At 68.8% G+C, this 15453-nt stretch carries 13 protein-coding genes; 10 read left to right on the plus strand and 3 right to left on the minus strand.

The features are described 5' to 3' along the window. On the minus strand, positions 1-401 hold a 401-nt coding region (locus G7A99_RS09475; RefSeq protein ID WP_163139754.1), incomplete at its 3' end, for a cytochrome c. Positions 402-616: 215 nt separating this feature from the next. Between G7A99_RS09475 and yihA the strand changes: the two genes are divergently transcribed. Next, on the plus strand, positions 617-1249 hold the full coding sequence (yihA, locus tag G7A99_RS09480) for a ribosome biogenesis GTP-binding protein YihA/YsxC (RefSeq protein WP_018717505.1): 633 nt from the start codon (positions 617-619) through the stop codon (positions 1247-1249). 865 nt (positions 1250-2114) lie between these two features. Here yihA and polA read toward each other — a convergent pair. Then, positions 2115-4841: a DNA polymerase I gene (polA, locus tag G7A99_RS09485; RefSeq protein ID WP_163139756.1), complete on the minus strand. Its 2727-nt coding sequence runs from the start codon at positions 4839-4841 to the stop codon at positions 2115-2117. A 210-nt stretch (positions 4842-5051) separates the two neighbouring features. Between polA and G7A99_RS09490 the strand changes: the two genes are divergently transcribed. The 9 genes from G7A99_RS09490 (at position 5052) to G7A99_RS09530 (ending at position 14573) form a co-directional block, all read left to right on the plus strand. Next, entirely contained in the window at positions 5052-5720 is a 669-nt protein-coding gene (locus G7A99_RS09490; RefSeq protein WP_051088200.1) for a TIGR00730 family Rossman fold protein, read from the plus strand. 13 nt (positions 5721-5733) lie between these two features. Further along, the gene (locus tag G7A99_RS09495) at positions 5734-6081 is read left to right on the plus strand and encodes a DUF2782 domain-containing protein (RefSeq protein WP_018717502.1); all 348 of its coding nucleotides are present in this window, start codon (positions 5734-5736) and stop codon (positions 6079-6081) included. A gap of 178 nt (positions 6082-6259) precedes the next feature. Then, entirely contained in the window at positions 6260-6850 is a 591-nt protein-coding gene (locus tag G7A99_RS09500) for a TRAP transporter small permease subunit (RefSeq protein ID WP_018717501.1), read from the plus strand. Beyond that, positions 6847-8181 carry a TRAP transporter large permease subunit gene (locus tag G7A99_RS09505; protein WP_018717500.1) on the plus strand — a complete coding sequence of 445 codons (1335 nt, stop codon included), beginning with the start codon at positions 6847-6849 and terminating at the stop codon, positions 8179-8181. Before G7A99_RS09500 ends, G7A99_RS09505 begins: the two co-directional genes overlap by 4 nt. Before the next feature lie 52 nt (positions 8182-8233). After that, positions 8234-9358: a TRAP transporter substrate-binding protein gene (locus tag G7A99_RS09510; protein ID WP_018717499.1), complete on the plus strand. Its 1125-nt coding sequence runs from the start codon at positions 8234-8236 to the stop codon at positions 9356-9358. A 468-nt stretch (positions 9359-9826) separates the two neighbouring features. Beyond that, entirely contained in the window at positions 9827-11410 is a 1584-nt protein-coding gene (locus G7A99_RS09515; RefSeq protein WP_018717498.1) for an ABC transporter ATP-binding protein, read from the plus strand. Continuing rightward, positions 11397-12479 (plus strand): ABC transporter permease, encoded by a 1083-nt coding sequence (locus tag G7A99_RS09520; protein ID WP_018717497.1) that lies wholly within the window; start codon positions 11397-11399, stop codon positions 12477-12479. The genes G7A99_RS09515 and G7A99_RS09520 overlap by 14 nt, the downstream gene beginning before the upstream one ends. After that, positions 12479-13411 carry an ABC transporter permease gene (locus tag G7A99_RS09525; RefSeq protein ID WP_018717496.1) on the plus strand — a complete coding sequence of 311 codons (933 nt, stop codon included), beginning with the start codon at positions 12479-12481 and terminating at the stop codon, positions 13409-13411. The genes G7A99_RS09520 and G7A99_RS09525 overlap by 1 nt, the downstream gene beginning before the upstream one ends. A gap of 43 nt (positions 13412-13454) precedes the next feature. After that, entirely contained in the window at positions 13455-14573 is a 1119-nt protein-coding gene (locus G7A99_RS09530; RefSeq protein WP_018717495.1) for a BMP family ABC transporter substrate-binding protein, read from the plus strand. 186 nt (positions 14574-14759) lie between these two features. Here the strand turns inward: G7A99_RS09530 and G7A99_RS09535 are convergent. Beyond that, a partial coding sequence (locus G7A99_RS09535; RefSeq protein ID WP_163139758.1) for a 3'-5' exonuclease occupies positions 14760-15453 on the minus strand: 694 nt, incomplete at its 5' end.

Raw genomic sequence — 15453 nt, forward strand, 5'->3', positions numbered from 1 at the left:
CTGCAGGCCGGCACGTTACGCTCCGGCACGCCACCACGCCAGATGTGCTCGCCCTGATCGGCCAGGGACTTGTCGGCGGCGTTGACCTCCATGGAGAGGGAGGAGAAGTACGCCGCGAGATCCTGCATGTCCTGATCGGAGAGGTTCGCCACCTGCCCGGCCATGATGGCGTTCTGCCGCTCGCCGCTCTTGAAGTGCTTGAGCTGGGCGTAGACGTAATCGGCATGCTGACCCGCCAGGTTCGGGAACTGCGGGCTGTTGCTGTTACCGTCCGGACCGTGGCAGGCCGCACAGGCCCCGGCCTTGGACTTGCCCGCCTGGGGATCGCCCTCCGCGTGCGCGAGGCCGCCCGCGAGCAGTAGGAGCGAGGCGAACACGGCTAGCAACCGGCTGTTGATCATGATGCAGCTTTCTCCTATACCGGCTGGACTCGTCCGGGGGTGCGGGTAGTCGACCGGTTCACCTGCACGATATGGCGCTCCGGGCCCCCGGGAAAAGGCACGGGACGTTATACCAGCCGCCCCCCGAGGGGTCAATTTGGCGCCGTGGCGCCCGTGCTGCGCATCTGCGACAATCCCGCCCCGTCACGCCGTCGCCGGCAACCGTGGAACCTGGCATGAATCCGCTCTACCGCAAGGCCCGCTTCCTGCTGAGCGCGCCGGACGTCACGCACCTGCCACCGGACTCCGGGGCCGAGGTCGCCTTCGCCGGACGCTCCAACGCCGGCAAGTCCAGCGCCATCAACACCCTCACCGGGCAGAAGTCACTGGCACGCACCAGCAAGACGCCGGGGCGGACCCAGGCGATCAATGTCTTCCCGCTGAACGACGAGGGCACACTGCGGCTCATAGACCTCCCCGGCTACGGCTACGCCAAGGTTCCCCAGCGCGTGCGCGTGCACTGGCAGGAGGCACTGCCGCGCTACTTTGCCGAGCGCGTGAGCCTGCGCGGGCTGGTGGTGATCATGGATGTGCGCCACCCGCTGACCGACTACGACCGGCAGATGCTCGAGTGGTGCATCCAGGCGGGACTGCCGGCGCACGTGCTGCTCACCAAGGCGGACAAGCTCAAGCGCGGCCCGGCGATGAACACCCTGCAACGGGTGCGCGCCGCGCTCGACCGCGACTACCCCGAGACCAGCGCACAGCTGTTCTCGGCGGCGAAGGCCACCGGCGTGGACGAGCTGCACGCCCGACTGGACGAATGGCTCACGGACGCCGGTGACGCGGAAGTGCCGGAACCCGGATAAAGGGGTCACCGCACTTTGCCGGGAAGAGCTCGCCGGTGGTGAGCGGGAAGCAGGCACTGTCGCCGGCCTCCATCGACCGCAGGCCTGTTCATGGCCGCGATGACACCGGCATCCGGCACGTTCCGCATGGCCGCAGGTGGTGCCCGACATCCGTGCGGGACGTTGCACGCCTGCGGCGCACAACCTACGCGGGGGCCTGCCGACGGGCACCCGGCGCCCCCTGCCCGTGCATGCCGGGCGACACCGCCGTGGCTGTCGGTTGCCGGGAACGACCGACGTACCCGGGATCGCGGCGGTTCGGCCCCTCCCTTGGGTCGGCTGCTCCCGGCAGCCGACGTCGCGCCGAATCTGCCATCGACCGGTTGCTCGAAGGCAATCGACAATCACGGGTACAAAAATAGCGGTTACAGGGGAACCCGCCGGCCCACGGAAGGGGAGAGCGGTCGAGCGTTCGTGCGGACCGGACGCCACAGGCGCGCGACACCCCCGCCCCAGCGACGGGCCCCGGCATGCGGGGCGACACACCACCGCGACCGTCGGTTGCCGCGCGTAGTCGACCGATCCGGGATCGGGGTTGTCCGGCGACGCCGGCGGCATGGAGGAGCTCCCCGGCCCCGTACATAAATGCCCGAAAATAAAAGACCCCGAGCACCATGGGGGATGGCGGCTCGGGGCAAGCGACCCGGGCTTGGGGGCAGGACCGGGCCGGTAGAGGCTCACGCACCCGTGGGAATGGGTGAGACGTGAGCCGCGCCGGGCACTGGCGCACTTGTAATGACAGCACATCCACGCCGGGGTTCCAGCGCGCCGCGACGGTTTTTCACGCCACTTGTCGGAATCGCGCGACCGCCCGGAGCGGATGCCGTCAGTGCGCCGCCTCCCAGCTCTCGCCCACGCCGACATCCACCTCCAGGGGCACGTTCAGCGCCGCCGCCTGGCGCATCGCCTCGCTGACCCGCTCCGCCACCGCGTCGGTCTTGGCCTCGGGCACCTCGAAGACCAGCTCGTCGTGCACCTGCATGACCATGTACACGTCGTCGTGCTCGCGGCCGAGCCAGTCGTCCACCACGATCATGGCGCGTTTGATGATGTCCGCGGCGGTGCCCTGCATGGGCGCGTTGATGGCGGTGCGCTCGGCGTACTGGCGGCGCTGGCCGTTGCGGCTGTTGATCTCCGGGAGGTAGAGCCGCCGGCCGAAGACGGTCTCGACGTAGCCCTGCTCCCGGGCCTGCTCCCGGGTGCGCTCCATGAACGCGCGCACACCGGGGTAGCGCTCGAAGTAGCGGTCCACGTAGGTCTGGGCGTCGGCGCGCTCGATGCCGAGCTGGCGGGCCAGGCCAAAGGCGGACATCCCGTAGATCAGCCCGAAGTTGATCGCTTTGGCGGCGCGGCGCTGCTCGTCGGTCACCGCCGCGGGCTCGGCACCGAAGACCTCGGCGGCGGTGGCGCGGTGGATGTCCGCGCCCTCGGCGAACGCCCGGGTGAGCCCCTCGTCGCCGGAGAGGTGGGCCATGATGCGCAGCTCCACCTGGGAGTAGTCCGCGGCCATCAGCCGGCAGCCCTCCCGGGGTATGAACGCCCGGCGGATGCGCCGGCCCTCCGGCGTGCGCACCGGGATGTTCTGGAGGTTCGGGTCCGAGGAGGACAGCCGCCCGGTGGCGGCCACCGCCTGGTGGAAGGAGGTGTGCACCCGGCCGGTGCGCGGGTGGATCAGTCGCGGCAGCTTGTCGGTGTAGGTCGACTTGAGCTTGGCCAGGCCCCGGTGCTCGAGGATCAGCCGCGGGAGCTCGTGGCCGCGGGCGGCGAGCTCCTCGAGCACCGACTCCGCGGTGGAGGGCTGGCCCTTGGGGGTCTTCTGCAGCACCGGCAGGCCCTGGCGCTCGAAGAGGATCTCCTGGATCTGCTTCGGCGAGGAGAGGTTGAACTCGCCGTCCGCGGCATCGAAGGCCTGGCCCTCGATGGTGGCCATCTGCTCGGCGAGCTCGCCGCTCTGGCGCGCGAGCAGCTCGCGGTCGACGCGCACGCCGGTGCGCTCCATGCGCGAGAGCACCGGTAGCAACGGCATCTCGATGTCGCGGAACACCGCGGCCGGACCGGGCAGCGCCTCCAGGCGCGGCCACAGGGTCTCGTGCAGGCGCAGGGTGATGTCCGCATCCTCGGCGGCGTAGTCGGTGGCGGTGGCCACCTCGACCTGGTCGAAGGTCAGCTGCTTGGCGCCCTTGCCGGCGACCTCCTCGAACTTGATGGTCCGGTGGCCGAGGTATTTCTGCGCCAGCGAGTCCATGTCGTGGCGGGTCGCCGTGGAGTCGAGGCAATAGGACTCCAGCATGGTGTCGAAGCGCACGCCCCGCAGGGTGATGCCGTAGCGGGCGAGCACGGACATGTCGTACTTGAGGTTCTGGCCCACCTTGGCGTGGCTGTCGTCCTCGAGCAGCGGGCGCAGGCGCTCCAGCACCGTCTCGCGGGGGAGCTGGCCGTCGGCGTCGTCCGTGCTGTGGGCCACCGGCACGTAGGCGGCCTCCCCCGGGGTAACGGCGAAGGACAGGCCGACGATGGCGGCATCCATGTAGGCGAGGCTGTCGGTCTCCAGGTCGAAGGCGAAGCACTCCGCCGCCTCCAGCCGCCGCAGCCACGCGTCAAGCGCGGGCTCGTCGCGCACGCACTGGTAATCGGCCTTGTCCGCGCCGCGCGCATCCCCGTCCTCCGCCTCCGGGGCGTCGGCGAGCAGCTCGTCGAGCCAGCGGCCGAACTCGTAGCGGCGGTACAGCTCGGCAAGCCGGGCGGTGTCCGGCTCGCCGCGGCCGATGGTCTCCGGGCGGACATCCAGCGTCAGGTCACAGCGGATGGTCGCGAGATCCCGTGAGAGGAACGCCTGCTCACGGTTGGCCTCCAGCTTGGCGCCGAGGCCCTTGGCCCCGCGGACCTTCACCTCGGCGACCTCGTCGAGGCGGGCGTAAAGGGCGTCCAGGTCGCCGAAGTGGGCGAGCAGGGCCACCGCGGTCTTCGGGCCCACGCCGGGGACACCGGGGATGTTGTCCGAGGTATCGCCGACCAGGGCGAGGTAGTCGATGATCTGCCCGGGGGTGACGCCGAACTTCTCCTCCACGCCGGCGACGTCCAGCACCGTGCCGGACATGGTGTTGAGCAGGGTCACGTGCTCGCTGACCAGCTGCGCCATGTCCTTGTCGCCGGTGGAGACCAGCAGGCCCCGGCCCGCCGCGTGGGCCTGGGCCGCCAGCGTGCCGATGACGTCGTCCGCCTCCACGCCGGCGATCTCGATGTGCGGCAGCCCCATGGCCTCGACGATCTCCGCGAGGGGCTGGCGCTGGCTGCGCAGGTCGTCGGGCATGGGCGGGCGGTTGGCCTTGTATTCCTCGAAGAGCTCGTCGCGGAAGGTCCGCCCCGGCGCGTCGAAGACCACCCCCACCGGGCTGTCCGGATACTCCGCGAGGAGCTTGCGCAGCATGTTCACCACGCCGTAGATGGCCCCGGTCGGGGTGCCGTCCGCGGTGGAGAGGGGCGGCAGCGCATGGTAGGCGCGGTAGAGGTAGGACGAGCCGTCCACCAGGATGAGGGGAGGGTGGTCACTCATGCGCGTTCCCGTTCGGCGGTCGTATCATGGAGGCCATATGGTACAAGAGCGCACCCGGGGTTACAGTGAAGGCGCGGCGCCGGCCGGCGCCGCTGCCGGCCGCCGATGGCCGGACACCCATGGGCCCGGATGCGGGGAGAGGCGATCTTGACGCACAAGCGATGGGAATCCCTCGAGCAGCGTGAACGCTCCCAGGTCAACGACTCCGTGATGACCCGGGAGTCGTGGAAGATCTTCCAGATCATGGCGGAGTTCGTGGAGGGCTTCGAGCGGCTGGCCCGCATCAAGCCGTCGGTGAGCATGTTCGGCTCGGCGCGCACCCCGCCGGACAACCCGCGTTACCGCCTCGCCGAGGACATCGCCCGCGCCCTCTCGGACGCCGGCTTCTCGGTGGTCAGCGGCGGCGGCCCCGGGATCATGGAGGCCGCCAACAAGGGGGCGTTCGCCGGCAAGTCACCGAGCATCGGCCTCAACATCCAGCTGCCGCAGGAGCAGGTAGGCAACCCCTACCAGGACATCGCGCTGAACTTCCGCCACTTCTTCTCGCGGAAGGTGATGTTCGTCAAGTACGCCTCTGCGTACGTGGTCCTGCCCGGCGGCTTTGGCACCCTGGACGAGCTCGCCGAGATCCTCACGCTGGTGCAGACCGGCAAGACCCGGCGGATCCCGATCATCCTGGTCTGTGCCGATTACTGGCGCGGCCTGGTGGACTGGTTCCGGGACAGCCTGATCGCCGAGGGCACCATCAACCCGGACGACATGGATCTGTTCCAGATCATCGACGAGCCGCAGGCCGTGGTGGACGCCATCTTCGACCACTACGAGAATCGCGGCTTCGAGCCGTCCCAGGCGGAGACGGACATCCTCCTCGACCTGTAAACAAGGAGCGCGCATGCGTGCATTCTGGCCCGCCCTGCTGATCGCCGCCGCCGTGTTCGCCGGCGCGGCCCACGCCGCTGACGAGCAGGGCAAATCCAAGCCGAACATCGTCGCCCCGCCGCCGCCGGAGGCGCTGACCAAGGGCGAGGAAATCGAACCGGGCGTGCAGATCATCTCCCGCCCCTGGGCGGAGATCCGCGAGTACAGCGTCAACGGGCGCGTCTACGCGGTGCGTATCGATCCGCGCACGGGCCCCGCCTACTACCTCTACGACAGCAACGGCGACGGCCGCCTCAACGACCGCCCGCCGGAAAACCTGGACGCCCCGGACATCCACCGCTGGGAGCTGCTGCGCTGGTAGACTGCTGCGTTGCAGCTTGACGCCTTGCGGACCGCTCGCTAGCGTTGGCCGCTCGATTGGTCCGACCAGCGCGCGTGCGCCCGCGTGCCGATCCACGACGGGCACGGCTGCTGGCAGCGGGATAACGACAATCGGCGGGGCGTACCCACCCGGTCCACCCGCCAGCAAGGGAGCCTGAATGCGGTTTCTGCTCAGAATCGCCGGGGGGATCGACTGCCTCAACCGCTGGATAGGCCGTGCGGTCTACTGGCTCGCCCTGGCGATGATCCTCATCGGCGTATACAACGCCTCGGTACGCTACCTCGGTTCTTACATCGGCGAGAACCTCGCCTCGAACGCCTACCTCGAGGCGCAGTGGTACCTGTTCGGGATCGTCTTCCTCCTCGGCGCCGGGCACACGCTCTCCAGCGACGGCCACGTCCGCGTGGACGTCCTCTACGGCCGGCTCTCCGAGCGCGGCAAGGCATGGGTGGACTTCCTCGGCAGCGTGCTCTTCCTGATCCCCTTCTGCATGCTCGTGATCTGGCTGTCCACCAAGTGGGCGGCACTGTCCTGGCAGACCTGGGAGAGCTCGGGCAACCCCGGCGGACTGGCCCGCTACCCGATCAAGACGGTGGTACCCGTGGCCTTCGTGCTCCTCCTCCTCCAGGGGTTCTCGCAGGCGGTCAAGTCGGGGGCAGTGCTCACCGGCCACCGCAAACGGCTGTTCGACGACAGCGAAGCGGCCGAGGGTGAGGACGAGGCGACCCACGGGACGGACGTGCCATGATCATTGAGTATTACGCCGGGTTCCTGTTCCTCGTCGCGCTGGTGTTCATCTTCTCCGGCTACCCGGTGGCCTTCGCGCTGGCCGGCGCGGCCATGGCCTTCGTCCCCGTCGGTTTCTGGGCCGACGCCTTCGGACCCAACCTGCTCACCGCCCTGCCCCAGGGGATCTTCTCCATCATGGAGAACTACACCCTGCTGGCGGTGCCGTACTTCATCTTCATGGGCACCATGCTGGAGCGCTCCGGCCTGGCCGAGGACCTGCTCAAGACCATGGGTCAGCTTTTCGGCCCGGTTCGCGGCGGACTCGCACTGTCGGTGATCGTCGTAGGCACGCTGCTCGCCGCGGCCACCGGCGTGGTCGGCGCGACGGTAGTCGCCATGGGCCTGATCTCGCTGCCGGTGATGCTGCGCTACGGCTACTCGCGCAGCCTCTCCACCGGCGTGATCGCCGCGTCGGGCACACTCGGGCAGGTGATCCCGCCGAGCATCGTGCTGATCGTGCTCGCCGACCAGATCGGCGTGTCCGTGGGCGACATGTTCCGCGGCTCGCTGCTGCCCGGCGTGGCACTGGCGTGCATGTACGCGATCTACGCCGGCGCGGTCGCCACCCTGCGGCCGGCGGCGGCGCCGGCGCTGCCGCCGGAGGACCGCCCCGACAATATCCCCGCGCTGCTGCTGCGGGTCGGGTTCGTGATGATCCCGCCGCTGGTGCTGATCGTGGTGGTGCTCGGGACCATCTTCGCGGGCATCGCCACGCCCACCGAGGCGGGCGCGTTCGGTGCGGTCGGCGCGATGGTGCTGGCCGCGCTCAACCGCCGCCTGACCCTGACCGCGCTCAACGGCACCATGCAGTCCACGGCCAAGCTCACCTCCATGGTGATCTTCATCCTGGTGGGCTCGCGGGCGTTCAGCCTGGTGTTCCGGGGCTTCTACGGCGACATGTGGATCGAGGACCTGCTCACCAACCTGCCCGGCGGCGAGATCGGCTTCCTGATCATCGCCAACCTGGTGGTCTTCGGCCTGGGCTTCTTCATCGACTTCTTCGAGATCGCTTTCATCGTGCTGCCGCTGCTGGTGCCGGCAGCCGCCCGGCTGGACATCAATCTGGTCTGGTTCGGCGTGATCATCGCCATGAACCTGCAGACCTCGTTCCTCACGCCGCCGTTCGGGTTCTCGCTGTTCTACCTGCGCGGCGTCACCCCGGCGAACGTGCGCACCACCGAGATCTACCGCGGCGTGGTGCCGTTTATCGCGATACAGATCATCGCCCTGACGCTGGTCATCGTGTTCCCGTCACTGGTGACGTGGCTGGTGCCGTACTCAGGCTACTGACGCGGCCATCCGAGGGGGGTGGCCGCACAACAACCCGACGAGGAGAGCTCTCATGAAACGTCGTGACTTCGTCAAGTCCGCCGGTGCCGGCGCGGTGGCCGGCGCCGCCGCCGTCGGCGCCCCGTACGTCCACGCCCAGGGCCCGCGCATCCGCTGGCGCATGGCCACGAGCTGGCCGACCAGCCTCGAGACCCTCTACGGCGGCGCCGAGGACTTCTGCAAGCGCCTGTCCATGCTCACCGAGGGCCGCTTCGACGTACGCACCTACGCCGCGGGCGAGCTCGTCGGCGGCCTCCAGGTCCTCGACGCCTGCCAGTCCGGCACCGCGGAGATGGGCCACACGGCGTCCTACTACTACGTAGGCAAGGAGCCGACCCTGGCGCTGGACACCGCCATTCCCTTCGGCATGACCACCCGCATGCAGAACGCGTGGATGTACTACGGCGGCGGCAGCGAGCTGCTGAACAACGAGGTCTTCTCGAACTTCAACATCAAGGCCTTCCCCGGCGGCAACACCACCACGCAGATGGGCGGCTGGTTCCGCAAGCGTGTCGACGGCCTGGCCGACCTCAAGGGCCTGAAGATGCGCATCCCCGGCTTCGGCGGCAAGATCATGTCCAGCCTCGGGGTCAACGTGCAGACCCTCGCGGCCGCGGAGATCTATCCGGCGCTGGAGCGCGGCGTGATCGACGCCACCGAGTTCGTCGGCCCCTACGACGACGAGCGTCTGGGCTTCTGGCAGGTCGCCAAGAACTACTACTATCCGTCCTGGTGGGAGCCGAGCGCCATGTTCTCGATCTACGTGAACAAGGACGCCTACGACAAGCTCCCGGACTCCTACAAGGAGGCGATCCGGATCGCGGCGGCCGACTCCAACGTGCGCATGGTCGCCCACTACGACTATCTCAACCCCATCGCGCTCAACAAGCTCGTCGAGCGGGGCGTGAAGCTGCGCAAGTTCAGCGACGAGATCATGGCGGCGGCGCAGAAGAACGCCTTCGAGATGTACGAGGGCATGGCCGCGGAGAACAAGACCTGGGCCAAGGTCTACAAGCACTGGAAGGACTTCCGCGACAGCCAGTACGCCTGGCACGGCACCAACGAGCTCGCCTACACGGACTTCGCACTGCGCCGTGTCGACACCTCCAAGCTCGGCCTGGAGACCGACGACTCCTGAGCCACGCCCCCGGCGGGGCCCCTTGCGGGCCCCGCCGCCTGCCTTCCCGCCCCTCACTCCGGCACCCCCTCCCATTGATGGTTGACTTTGGCTGCACACGCGGCCAGTTTTATGTGTAACCAATCACGGCGACTAATTGTCGACCAGATTGAAAGAATAATAGAGACAACCTGTCACCCAGAGAGACAACAATTGTGCGCCGCACCCGCGGCCACCGGAGGAGAGCCATGAACGCCCGCGTACCCCGCAACGGGATTACCACTCCCTGTTCGCCATGTTCCGAACCATTCCCGGACCACAACTGGGGACAACATGGCATGCATCATGCTTACTTTTACGGGCAGACCTCGTAGACAACTGGACGAACGCACTGAAACGGGCACACTAACGGATGGCTGCACCAGCCGTGGGCACCCGTATCACCAGTGCGGGGCATAACGGGGCACGAAACGGGGAGCACACTCGATCATGAATGCAACGGCGCATGACGCCGCGGACCGGCCCGTGATACCGCGTCTGGAGCTGGAGGGCGTGACCAAGCGCTTCCCGGGCGTGGTGGCCAACGAGGACGTCGACCTCCGGGTGATGCCCGGGGAGATCCACGCACTGCTGGGCGAGAACGGCGCCGGCAAGAGCACGCTGGTGAAGTGCATGTACGGCGTTCACCAGCCCGACGAAGGCCGCATCCACTGGGAGGGCGACCCGGTTACCATCGCCACCCCGGCGCAGGCGCGCCACCTGGGCATCGGCATGGTCTTCCAGCACTTCTCGCTGTTCGAGACCCTGACCATCGCCGAGAACATCGCCCTGGGCCTCGAGGACGTGAACGATGATCCGCGCAACCTCGACGACCGCATCGTAGAGGTCTCCGAGCTGTATGGCCTGCCGCTGGACCCGCGACGCACCGTGCTCAAGCTCTCCGTGGGCGAGCGCCAGCGCGTGGAGATCGTGCGCTGCCTGCTCCAGCACCCCGGACTGCTGATCATGGACGAGCCCACCTCGGTGCTCACGCCGACCGAGATCGAGCGGCTGTTCACGACCCTGCGCCAGCTCCGTGACGAGGGCATCAGCATCCTCTACATCAGTCACAAGCTCGCCGAGATCCAGCAGCTCTGCGAGTCGGCGACGGTACTCCGCCACGGGCGCGTCTCCGCCCACTGCGACCCCCGCGAGGAGACGCCGCACTCACTCGCGGAGATGATGATCGGCAGCGAAATCCCCCGCGCCGAGCGTCCGGCGAGTACCCCCACACCGGCGCCGGTGCTCCGCCTCGACGGGCTCTCACGACCCACCGACGACCCCTTCGGCGTGAGCCTGGTGGACATGAACCTGGACGTGCACGGCGGCGAGGTCATGGGTATCGCCGGGGTGTCCGGCAACGGCCAGGCGGAGCTGATGCGGCTGCTCTCCGGCGAGGACACCAGCGGGGATCCCACCCGCATCCGCCTCGGCGACGAGGCCGTGGGCGGCCTCGACCCCGCCGAGCGCCGCCGCCGCGGTATCGCCTTCGTGCCGGAGGAACGTCTCGGCCGAGGCTCCGTGCCGGACATGGACCTGGTGGAGAACACCCTGCTCACCGGCGCCTACCAGGGTCTTGTGGGACGAGGCTTCATCCGTTTCGCCCGTGCCCGGCAGCTGGCCGAACGCATCCGCGAGCGCTTCGACGTGCGCACGCCGAGCGTGGATGCCCAGGCGCGCAGCCTCTCCGGCGGCAACCTGCAGAAGTTCATCGTCGGCCGCGAGATCGAGCAGCACCCGCGGGTACTGATCGCGGGCCAGCCCACCTGGGGCGTGGACGTGGGCGCCGCCGCGGCCATCCACCAGGCGCTGGTGGACCTGCGCGCGCAGGGCTGCGCCCTGCTGGTCTTCTCCGAGGACCTGGACGAGCTCTTCGAGATCAGCGACCGGGTGGCGGTGATCTTCAACGGCCACCTGTCGCCGGCGAAACCGGTGGCGGAGACGTCCTACGAGGAGGTCGGCCGCTGGATGGGCGGACTGTTCCCGGGCGCGGACGGCGGCTCGACGCGGGAGGGCGCGCATGATGTCGCTTAAGTTCGAGAAACGCCCCGAGCCCTCCCGGGCCATGCTCTACGCGGCGCCGCTGATCGCCGGCGCGCTGACCCTCGCCTTCGGGCTGGTGATCTTCGCCGCCCTCGGCAAGGCCCCGCTCAACGCCTTCTACGTGTTCTTCATCCAGCCCGTGAACAGCCTCTACGGGCTCGGTGAGCTCACCATCAAGGCCGCACCGCTGATCCTGATCGCCGCGGGCCTGACCGTGGGCTTCCGCGCCGGTGTGTGGAATATCGGCGCCGAGGGCCAGCTGGTGCTCGGCGGCATCTGCGGCGGTACCGTGGCGCTGGTCTTCCACGGCGTCGACGCCTGGTGGGTGCTGCCGCTGATGCTCCTCGCCGGCACCCTCGGCGGCATGGCCTGGGCGGCGATCCCCGCGCTGCTGCGCACGCGCTTCAACACCAGCGAGATCCTGGTCAGCCTGATGCTGGTCTACGTCGCCGAGCTGCTGCTGGTCTACCTGGTCAACGGGCCGCTTCAGAACCCGGAGGGCTTCGGCTTCCCCGAGTCCCGGCTGTTCAGCGAGTCCGCCACCTGGTCGCCACTGATCGAGGGCATCCGCATGAACCCCTCGTTCCTGATCGCCCTGGGTGCGCTTGTGGGCCTGTACTTCCTGCTCTCGCGGCTGTATCTGGGCTTCCAGATCCGCACCGCCGGGCTGGCGCCGGACGCCGCCCACTACGCCGGCATCAACGCCTCGCGCATGACCTGGCTGAGCCTGCTCATCGGTGGCGGCGCCGCCGGGCTCGCCGGCGTCAACGAGGTCGCCGGCCCTATCGGCCAGCTGCTGCCGGACATCTCGCCGGAGTACGGCTTCGCCGCCATCATCGTCGCCTACCTCGGGCGGCTGCACCCGGTGGGCATCCTGTTCGCCGGGCTGCTCATGGCACTGATCTACCTCGGCGGCGAGAGTGCGCAGATCGCACTGCAGGTGCCGGATTCCGTTACCGGTGTGTTCCAGGGGATGCTGCTGTTCTTCATCCTCGCCGTGGACTTTTTCGTGAATTTCCGCCTACGCATGGCCCGGCGCAGTCAGGAGGGGACGAACTGATGGAGATCGCGGGCTTCAACATCGTCACCTGGCTTGCGGCGACGCTGGTCATGGGCACGCCGCTGGTGCTCGCCGGCCTCGGCGAGTTCCTCGCCGAGAAGACCGGGGTGCTCAACCTCGGCACCGAGGGCATGATGCTGGTGGGGGCGGTGAGCGGCTTCATCGCCTTCGTCGAGACCGACAGCCAGATTGCCGGCTTCGCCGTGTCCATGCTCGCCGGGGCGGCGATGGCATCGCTGTTCGCGCTGCTCACCCAGACCTTCCGCGCCAACCAGGTCGCCTCCGGACTCGCGCTGACCATCTTCGGCGTCGGCCTGTCGGCGTTCATGGGCCGGCCCTACGAGGGCGAAGGCATCCAGGGCCTGGCCAAGCTGCACATCCCGCTGCTCTCCGACATCCCGGTGCTCGGGCCGATCCTCTTTCAGCAGGACCCGATGGTCTACCTCAGCATCGCGATCGGCGCGGCGGTGATCTATTTCACCTACCATACCCGGGCAGGGCTGGTGATGCGCGCGGTGGGCGAGTCACCGGAATCGGCACACGCGATGGGCTACCGGGTGATCGGCATCCGCTACCTGGCGGTGCTCTCCGGCGGTGCCCTGGCCGGGCTCGGCGGGGCGTACATGTCGCTGGTCGAGCCCCACCTCTGGGTGGAGGGGCTGGTCGCCGGGCGCGGCTGGATCGCGGTGGCGCTGGTGGTCTTCGCCTCCTGGCGCCCGGGGCGCGTGATGGCGGGGGCCTACCTGTTCGGCGGCATCACGCGGCTGGGCTTCGAGCTGCAGGGGCTGGGCGTGCCCATCCCCTCGCAGGCGCTCTCCAGCCTGCCCTATATCGCGACCATCGTGGTACTGGTCATACTCTCGCGGGACCGGACGAAGCTGCGGCTCAACCGCCCGGCCTCGCTCACCAAACCGTTCTTCGCCACCGGCTGACGGCGGTGCCGCGGCCGACGACGCATCATCAGGAGGGCAATCCATGCGACACGGCAGACTCAAACGGGCGCTGCTCGCGCTCACCACCGGGCTGACCGCGGCGGCATTCTCCACAGCCACGCTGGCCGCCTCGGACGGCATCGACCTGAAACCCAAGGACCACATCAAGGTGGGCTTCGTCTACGTCAGCCCCATCGGTGACGCGGGCTGGTCGTACCAGCACGACCAGGGCCGCAAGGCCATGGAGGAGCGGCTGGGCGACAAGGTCACCACCCAGTTCGTGGAGAACGTGCCCGAGGGCGCGGACGCCGAGCGCGTGATCCGCCAGCTCGCCTCCGGCGGCGCGGACCTCATCTTCACCACCTCGTTCGGCTACATGAACCCGACGATCAAGGTCGCCAAGCGGTTCCCGAACACGGTCTTCGAGCACGCCACCGGCTACAAGCGGGCCAAGAACGTCGGCACCTACATGCCCCGGCTCTACGAGGGCCGCTACCTCGCGGGCATGATCGCCGGCGAGATGACCGAGACGAACAAACTCGGCTTCGTCGCCGCCTTCCCGATCCCGGAGGTCGTCCGCGCGATCAACGCCTTCACCCGCGGCGCCCGTTCGGTGAACCCGGACGCGACGGTCAACGTCATCTGGATCAACGCCTGGTACGACCCGGCCAAGGCCCGCCAGGCGGCGGAGACCCTGATGGATCAGGGCGCGGACGTGGTGACCCACCACACCGACTCCCATGCGGTGGTGCAGGCCGCCGCGGAGCGGGACAAGTACGCCATCGCCTACCACTCGGACATGTCCAAGTACGGCGGCGACAGCCAGCTCACCGCGGTGGTCCACCAGTGGGGCGATTTCTACACCAAGCGCGCCCGCGAGGTGCTCAACGGCACCTGGACCTCCCGCGACGTCTGGGGCGGCATCGCCTCGGGCATGGTCGACCTCGCCGAGCTCAGCAGCGACGTCCCGGATGACGTACGCCAGGAGGTGATGAAGGCCCGGGAGGCGATCGTCAACGGCGAGCTCCAGCCCTTCGGCGGCCCGGTGGTCGCGAAGGACGGCAGCGTCAAGGCGAAGGAGGGCGAAACCCTCTCCGACGAGGCACTGCTGAAGATGGACTACTACGTCGAGGGCGTCGCCTCCAAGCTGCCCAAGAAGTAGCCCCCACGGGGACGGGGTCTACCCCCGTCCCCGCTGTCCCTTCCGTACCCGCCGTGCCCCCGCATCCGGCGACCGGGCACGGCACCGCCTTGAGAAGGTCAGGCCCAGGCTCCAGGCAATCCCTCATCGGAAATCCGGTCGGGACAAGGGCAGTAGCCCACCGCCGGGAAAAGCCGCCCGCCGCGCTCAGCAGGCCTGGAGGTTGGCGAAGGAGGCCACCAGCCACTTGGTGCCGGCGGTGTCGAAGTGCACCTGCACCCGCGCGCCGGGGCCGCTGCCCTCGTAGCTGAGCACGGTGCCCTCGCCGAACTTGCGGTGACTCACGCGCTGGCCGAGGTCGAACCCCCCATCCGCGTCGTCGTCGGCCGAGGCGGCAACCGGGCGCTGCACGGCACCGGGGCCGGTCACGGAGAAACGCGCGCGGACCATCTCGGTGAGTTCCGGGGGCAGCTCGCCGACGAAACGCGACGGCAGGGTGTACTCGTCGCGCCCGTGCAGGCGGCGGCGTTCGGCGTGGCTGAGGAACAGCCGCTCGCGGGCGCGGGTCACGCCCACGTAGGCGAGGCGGCGCTCTTCCTCCAGCCGGCCGGGCTCGTCCATGGACATGCGGTGGGGGAACAGCCCCTCCTCCATGCCGGCGAGGAAGACCACCCGGAACTCCAGCCCCTTGGCGGAGTGCAGGGTCATGAGCTGTACGCAGGCCTCGCCATCGTCGCCCTGACCCTCGCCGGCCTCGAGGGCGGCGTGGGCCAGGAACGCGGTGATCGGGGGCATGTCCTCGGCGATCTCGCCCTCCTGCTCGAAGGTGCGCGCCGCGCTGATCAGCTCGTCCAGGTTCTCCAGCCGGTCCCGGGCGCGCTCGGAGCCCTCCTTCTCCAGC

It is taken from the genome of Arhodomonas sp. KWT, from assembly GCF_010993615.1.

Excerpts from the sequence above, each read along its gene's own strand:
- G7A99_RS09495 (WP_018717502.1), top strand. The coding sequence starts at position 5,734 with ATGCGTGCATTCTGGCCCGCCCTGCTGATCGCCGCCGCCGTGTTCGCC.
- G7A99_RS09520 (WP_018717497.1), top strand. The coding sequence starts at position 11,397 with ATGATGTCGCTTAAGTTCGAGAAACGCCCCGAGCCCTCCCGGGCCATG.
- yihA (WP_018717505.1), top strand. The coding sequence starts at position 617 with ATGAATCCGCTCTACCGCAAGGCCCGCTTCCTGCTGAGCGCGCCGGAC.
- G7A99_RS09505 (WP_018717500.1), top strand. The coding sequence starts at position 6,847 with ATGATCATTGAGTATTACGCCGGGTTCCTGTTCCTCGTCGCGCTGGTG.
- polA (WP_163139756.1), bottom strand. The coding sequence starts at position 4,841 with ATGAGTGACCACCCTCCCCTCATCCTGGTGGACGGCTCGTCCTACCTC.
- G7A99_RS09515 (WP_018717498.1), top strand. The coding sequence starts at position 9,827 with ATGAATGCAACGGCGCATGACGCCGCGGACCGGCCCGTGATACCGCGT.
- G7A99_RS09490 (WP_051088200.1), top strand. The coding sequence starts at position 5,052 with ATGACCCGGGAGTCGTGGAAGATCTTCCAGATCATGGCGGAGTTCGTG.
- G7A99_RS09530 (WP_018717495.1), top strand. The coding sequence starts at position 13,455 with ATGCGACACGGCAGACTCAAACGGGCGCTGCTCGCGCTCACCACCGGG.
- G7A99_RS09500 (WP_018717501.1), top strand. The coding sequence starts at position 6,260 with ATGCGGTTTCTGCTCAGAATCGCCGGGGGGATCGACTGCCTCAACCGC.
- G7A99_RS09510 (WP_018717499.1), top strand. The coding sequence starts at position 8,234 with ATGAAACGTCGTGACTTCGTCAAGTCCGCCGGTGCCGGCGCGGTGGCC.
- G7A99_RS09525 (WP_018717496.1), top strand. The coding sequence starts at position 12,479 with ATGGAGATCGCGGGCTTCAACATCGTCACCTGGCTTGCGGCGACGCTG.